Genomic DNA, 4,680 nt, shown 5'->3' with positions numbered 1-4,680 from the left:
TGCCGGCGTCCCCGCAGGTCAGCGTCGATGCCGACATCCTACCGCTGTGCGAGCAGCTCCGCCTTGGTGAGGAACTTCTCCAGGATGACCGTCATCTGACGGGTCTCCGTGAGGAAGCCGTCATGGCCGGTGGGGGAGGTGATCTTCGACAGCCCGATGAAGTCGCCGAGGTTGCGGGACAGGTGCTCCTGCTGGTGGTAGGGGTAGAGGATGTCCGTGTCGACCCCCGCCACCATCGTCGGCACCCGGGATGTCCCCAGCACATGGTTGAGACCACCCCGGCCCCGGGAGATGTCGTGCCTGTTGAGGGCATCGGTGAGCACCACGTAACTGCCGGGGTCGAAGCGGTCGACCAACTTCTCTGCCTGGCGGTCGAGGTAACTCTCCACGGAGAACCGCTGGCCGGTGGACCAGTAGGGCCCGTAGGGGTTCTCACCGTCCTGTGGGTCCGTCCCGAAACGCTCGTCGATCTCGAGTTCACCGCGGTAGGTGAGGTGGGCGATCCGTCTGGCCTGCCCGAGTCCCGCGGCCGGTGAACGTCCGGTGCCGTGGTAGTCACCGCCGTTCCAGTCGGGGTCGCCGGTGATGAACCGGATCTGGGCGGACTGCATGCCGATCTGCCACGCGGACGCCCGGGCGGACACGGCTATCACGAGGACCGCCTCCACGGGCTCCGGATACAGGAAGGACCATTCGAGGGCCCTGGCCCCGCCCATCGAGGCGCCGATGACGCCGTGGATCCGTTCGACCCCCAGCGCGTCGACGACGAGCTGTTTCTCCGCGACGACGAGGTCGCGGATCGACAGAGCGGGGAACCGTGAGCCCCAGAAGCCGCCGTCGGGGTGGGGGGACGCCGGACCTGTCGACCCCTGGCATCCCCCGAGACAGTTCGCGCAGAGCACGAGGTACCGGTCGGTGTCGAGGGCGAGGCCGGGCCCGATGATGCCCGGCCACCAGTCCGCCGCATCGCCGTCGCCGGTCAGCGCATGCTCCACGAGGATCACCGGCCGGGTGGCCGCATCGTGCGCGGTTCCACCGTAGAAGGCGAAAAGCCGGAGCATCGCCCCGGGAACCGGGACGCCGGCCTCGGTGATGAAGTCACCGATCGGGAGAGTGACTGAACCTCCGGAGGCGGGGAGGACTGCGGGGTCTACTGACATGGTGATCAGGACAGGGCGTCGAAGCCGAGCTGGAGGTCGGCGAGGATGTCCTCGATGTCCTCGATGCCCACGGAGAGCCGGACGGTCGCGCGGTTGACACCGGCCCGCTCCAGACCGTGCTGGTCGGACTGGGAATGGGTGGTGGTGGCGGGGTGGACGACGAGGGAGCGCACATCGCCGACATTGGCGAGATCGGAGTGAAGCTTGAGGGCGTCGATGAAGGTCCAGGCCTTCTCCTGGGCCTCGTCGGACCAGCTGTCGTCGACGGCGAGGTCGAAGGAGAGGACGGAGCCGGTGAACTCCAGTCCCAGCTTCTCCTTCACCGCGTACCAGGGGGACGTGGGCAGTCCGGCGTAGTTGACCTTCGCGACGGCCGGGTTCGCGTCGAGGAACTCGGCGACGGCCAGGGCGTTCTCGTTGTGCCTGCGCACCCGCAGGGCGAGGGTGTCGAGGCCCTGGATGGTGGCCCAGGCGTTGAAGGGCGAGAGCGTCGCACCCGTGTCCCGCAGCAGACCGACCCGGGCCTTGAGGCCGAACGCGGGCGCGCCGAGATCGGCGTACTTCAGCCCGTGGTAGGCGGGGTCCGGGGTGACGAAGGCGGGGAAGACCGGCTCGCCGTCCCGCTCGACGGTCCAGTCGAAGGAGCCGCCGTCGACCAGGATTCCGCCCAGTCCCGAGCTGTTTCCGGTGTAGAACTTGGTCAGGGACGCCACGACGACGTCGGCGCCGAGTTCCAGCGGGCGGACCAGTGCGGCGGTGGCGAGGGTGTTGTCGACGATCAGCGGGACCAGGTTGCGGTGGGCGACCTCGGCGACCGCCGGAATGTCGAGGACGTCGGCCTGCGGGTTGGCGAAGGTCTCACCGTAGAAGGCCTTCGTGTTCGGCCGGACCGCCGCCTGCCAGGCCTCGACGTTGTCCGGGTCCTCGACGAAGGTGACCTCGATGCCGAGGCGGGCGAGTGTCACGGCGAAGAGCGTCTCGGTGCCGCCGTAGAGGCGGGCGGAGGTGACGATGTGGTCACCGGCACCGGCGAGGTTGAAGAACGCCGCCGTCTCCGCGGCCTGGCCGGAGGCGAAGGCCACTGCGTGGACGCCGCCCTCCAGCGAGTTGACCCGGTTCTCCAGGGCCTCCTGGGTCGGGTTCGTGAGGCGACCGTAGACGGGGCCGAGGTCCTCGAGCGCGAAACGCTGCTTCGCGTGCTCCGCGGAATCGAAGACGTAGGACGCCGTGAGGTAGATCGGCTGGTTGCGGGCTCCGGTGTCGGAGTCGACGACCTGTCCGGCGTGGATCGCGCGGGAGGCGAATCCCCAGTTGTCCGCGTTGCTGTTGTCGTACTTCGTGGCCATGTGGTGTCCCTTCGAGAGCTGTTGTGTCCGGTCGAGGCGGCCGGGGCGTGTTCGCTGGAACAGAACAGTAGTCGACACGTGGCATACACAGCAAACAGCTCGGTCTACTTTAACGAATCAGTGCAGGTTAACGCGTTAAAAATGATAGACCGAGCTGTACATTGGCAGGGGATTACATCTTCTCCGCCCCCCGGGCCGCTGAGACGAGCTCGGTGACGCGGTCCCGGACGGAGGCCGGGATCCTGCTGTCCTCGAGATTGAGGAAGCCCTGGACGATGAGGTCGCGGGCGGCGTCCTCGTCCATACCGAGGGCCTTGAGGTAGTCCAGCTTGTCGTCGTCGATCATGCCGACGGACGCCTCATGGGACAGCTGGGCGCGGGCGATCTTCGCGTCCAGCGACGGCACGGAGTTGATGCCGCCGCCGTCGCGGAGCAGCAGGCCGTCACACTCGAGGAAACCCTTGACGTCCGGTGCGGTGGAGGTCAGGGTGGACGCGTTGCTGATGCGGCCGCCGTCGGAGACCATACGGGCCACCATTTCTGCCCGCGCGCCGGGGCCGGTGAGGATGGTCTGGTCCTCCATCTCCCTGTCGGTGCCCTCCGGGGCGAAGACGATGGAGTGCGAGGTGCACCTCGCGTCCTTGCCGAGTTCGGTGACCGAGGTTGAGCGGGCCTTCCTCAGTGCGGAGACCGCGATCGACACGGAACTCACGGTCGCCCCCTCGCCGACCCGGGTGCGGTCGTAGGTGTGGACAGACATCTCCGGGCCCCAGCGGTCCACGTCCACGCTGCGCAGCCTGGCACCGTCGCCGATGAAGGTCTCGCCGACGGAGACGTGACTGCCCTGCGTGAGCCCGGGCGCGACCGCGGAGCCGGACACCGAGTCGACCTCGGCGTTTCTGCCGATGACGGTGATGTCGTGGACGAACTGGCGCTCCTGCGGGACGGTCATGACGGTGAAGGACTGCCGCGGCATCTCGACCTTGGCGTTGTCCTTGACCCAGGTGAAGGTGCCCAGCGGGGTCCGGGTGGATTCGAAGGCGCGGCGCAGGACCTCGTCCTCGTCCGGGTCGATGAGACTCCACATGAGGTCCTGGACCCAGGGGTAGGTCAGGAGGGCGTCCGCCAGTGGCATGACGACGACGTCCGGGTCGGTGGAGTCCATGGTCGTGTATCCGTGGTCCAGGACGACGGCGGTGGAGGAGCGCCCGGAAGGATCCTCCCAACCGACCTGGCTGAGGAGGTCGGGGGTGACGGCCCCGGGGCCGACTGCGGTGGTGAACTCCTGGACGGCGGTGGAACTGGTGGTGGCGGTCATGGTGATCGCGTCCTTTCTGATGGTCCCCGGGGTGATCAGGGGGTGTGGTGGGCGGTCAGCGGTAGCCGTCGGCACGGATGCGGTCGAACATCGCGCGCGGTTCTCCGGAGGAGACGATCGTGCCGTCGACCATGAGGTGGGCGACTGTGGCGTCGAGACTGTCGAGGATGAACCCGGTGTGGGTGATGATGAGTCCGGCGCGCGGACGCCCCTCGTCGTCCGTCGAGTCCAGCAGGTCACTGACGGCCCGTCCGACGACGCCGACCTGCTGGAGGTCGACACCGGACTCCGGCTCGTCGAAGAGGCACAGCTGCGGACCCTGCAGAGCCAGCTTCATGACCTCGAAGCGCTTGGCCTCGCCGCCGGAGAAGCCGCAGTTGACGTCGCGGTCGCCGAGGTGGTCGAGGCCGAGGACCTCCTCTGCCCCGGCCAGCCGGTCGCCGGCACCGATGGCGGCGGCGAGCCGGTCGACGGAGACTCCGGCCAGTGCGGGCGGCCGCTGGAAGGCGAGTCCGATGCCGGCGCGGGCGCGGTCCTCGATCTCCATGCCGGTGATGTCCGTGCCGCGCAAGGTCGCGGTTCCGGTGGTGATGCGGAAGGGGTGCAGGCCGATGATGCCGGCGAGCAGCGTCGACTTTCCGGAGCCGTTCGGTCCGAGCAGGATATGGCGCTCACCCTCGTTGATCGTGAGGTTCACGTCGTGACAGATCGTGTGCCCGGAGCCGTCGTCCCCGACGGCGGAGATGCTGACGTTCTTCAGTTCGAGGAGGGGGGTGGTCATGGTTCCTGCCACGCTTTCTGTTGCGGTGGATGTCTGCCCTTCACCCCTGATCCTACGTTCGTATACCCCCGGACG

General features: G+C 68.0%; 4 protein-coding genes. All 4 read right to left on the bottom strand.

What is annotated here, in order from left to right; all coding sequences use genetic code 11:
* Positions 1-38: 38 nt before the first annotated feature.
* The 4 genes from QZV72_RS00665 to QZV72_RS00650 all read right to left on the bottom strand — a co-directional run bounded on the left by QZV72_RS00665 (position 39) and on the right by QZV72_RS00650 (position 4,605).
* A complete protein-coding gene (locus QZV72_RS00665; protein ID WP_297004013.1) occupies positions 39-1,160 on the bottom strand; it encodes a homoserine O-acetyltransferase in 1,122 nt (373 codons plus the stop codon).
* A gap of 5 nt (positions 1,161-1,165) precedes the next feature.
* Positions 1,166-2,506 carry an O-acetylhomoserine/O-acetylserine sulfhydrylase gene (locus tag QZV72_RS00660; protein ID WP_297004012.1) on the bottom strand — a complete coding sequence of 447 codons (1,341 nt, stop codon included), beginning with the start codon at positions 2,504-2,506 and terminating at the stop codon, positions 1,166-1,168.
* A gap of 172 nt (positions 2,507-2,678) precedes the next feature.
* The gene (locus QZV72_RS00655; protein WP_297004009.1) at positions 2,679-3,824 is read right to left on the bottom strand and encodes a SufD family Fe-S cluster assembly protein; all 1,146 of its coding nucleotides are present in this window, start codon (positions 3,822-3,824) and stop codon (positions 2,679-2,681) included.
* Between the two features lie 55 nt (positions 3,825-3,879).
* Positions 3,880-4,605, bottom strand: a complete 726-nt coding sequence (locus QZV72_RS00650; protein WP_297004007.1) for an ATP-binding cassette domain-containing protein — start codon at positions 4,603-4,605, stop codon at positions 3,880-3,882.
* Positions 4,606-4,680: the final 75 nt, after the last annotated feature.

Source organism: uncultured Corynebacterium sp. (genome assembly GCF_902782855.1).
Lineage (GTDB): Bacteria > Actinomycetota > Actinomycetes > Mycobacteriales > Mycobacteriaceae > Corynebacterium.
This window is presented reverse-complemented; position numbering and strand designations above follow the sequence as displayed.

Coding starts and splice junctions, on each gene's coding strand:
- QZV72_RS00660 (WP_297004012.1), bottom strand. CDS start 2,506: ATGGCCACGAAGTACGACAACAGCAACGCGGACAACTGGGGATTCGCC.
- QZV72_RS00665 (WP_297004013.1), bottom strand. CDS start 1,160: ATGTCAGTAGACCCCGCAGTCCTCCCCGCCTCCGGAGGTTCAGTCACT.
- QZV72_RS00650 (WP_297004007.1), bottom strand. CDS start 4,605: ATGACCACCCCCCTCCTCGAACTGAAGAACGTCAGCATCTCCGCCGTC.
- QZV72_RS00655 (WP_297004009.1), bottom strand. CDS start 3,824: ATGACCGCCACCACCAGTTCCACCGCCGTCCAGGAGTTCACCACCGCA.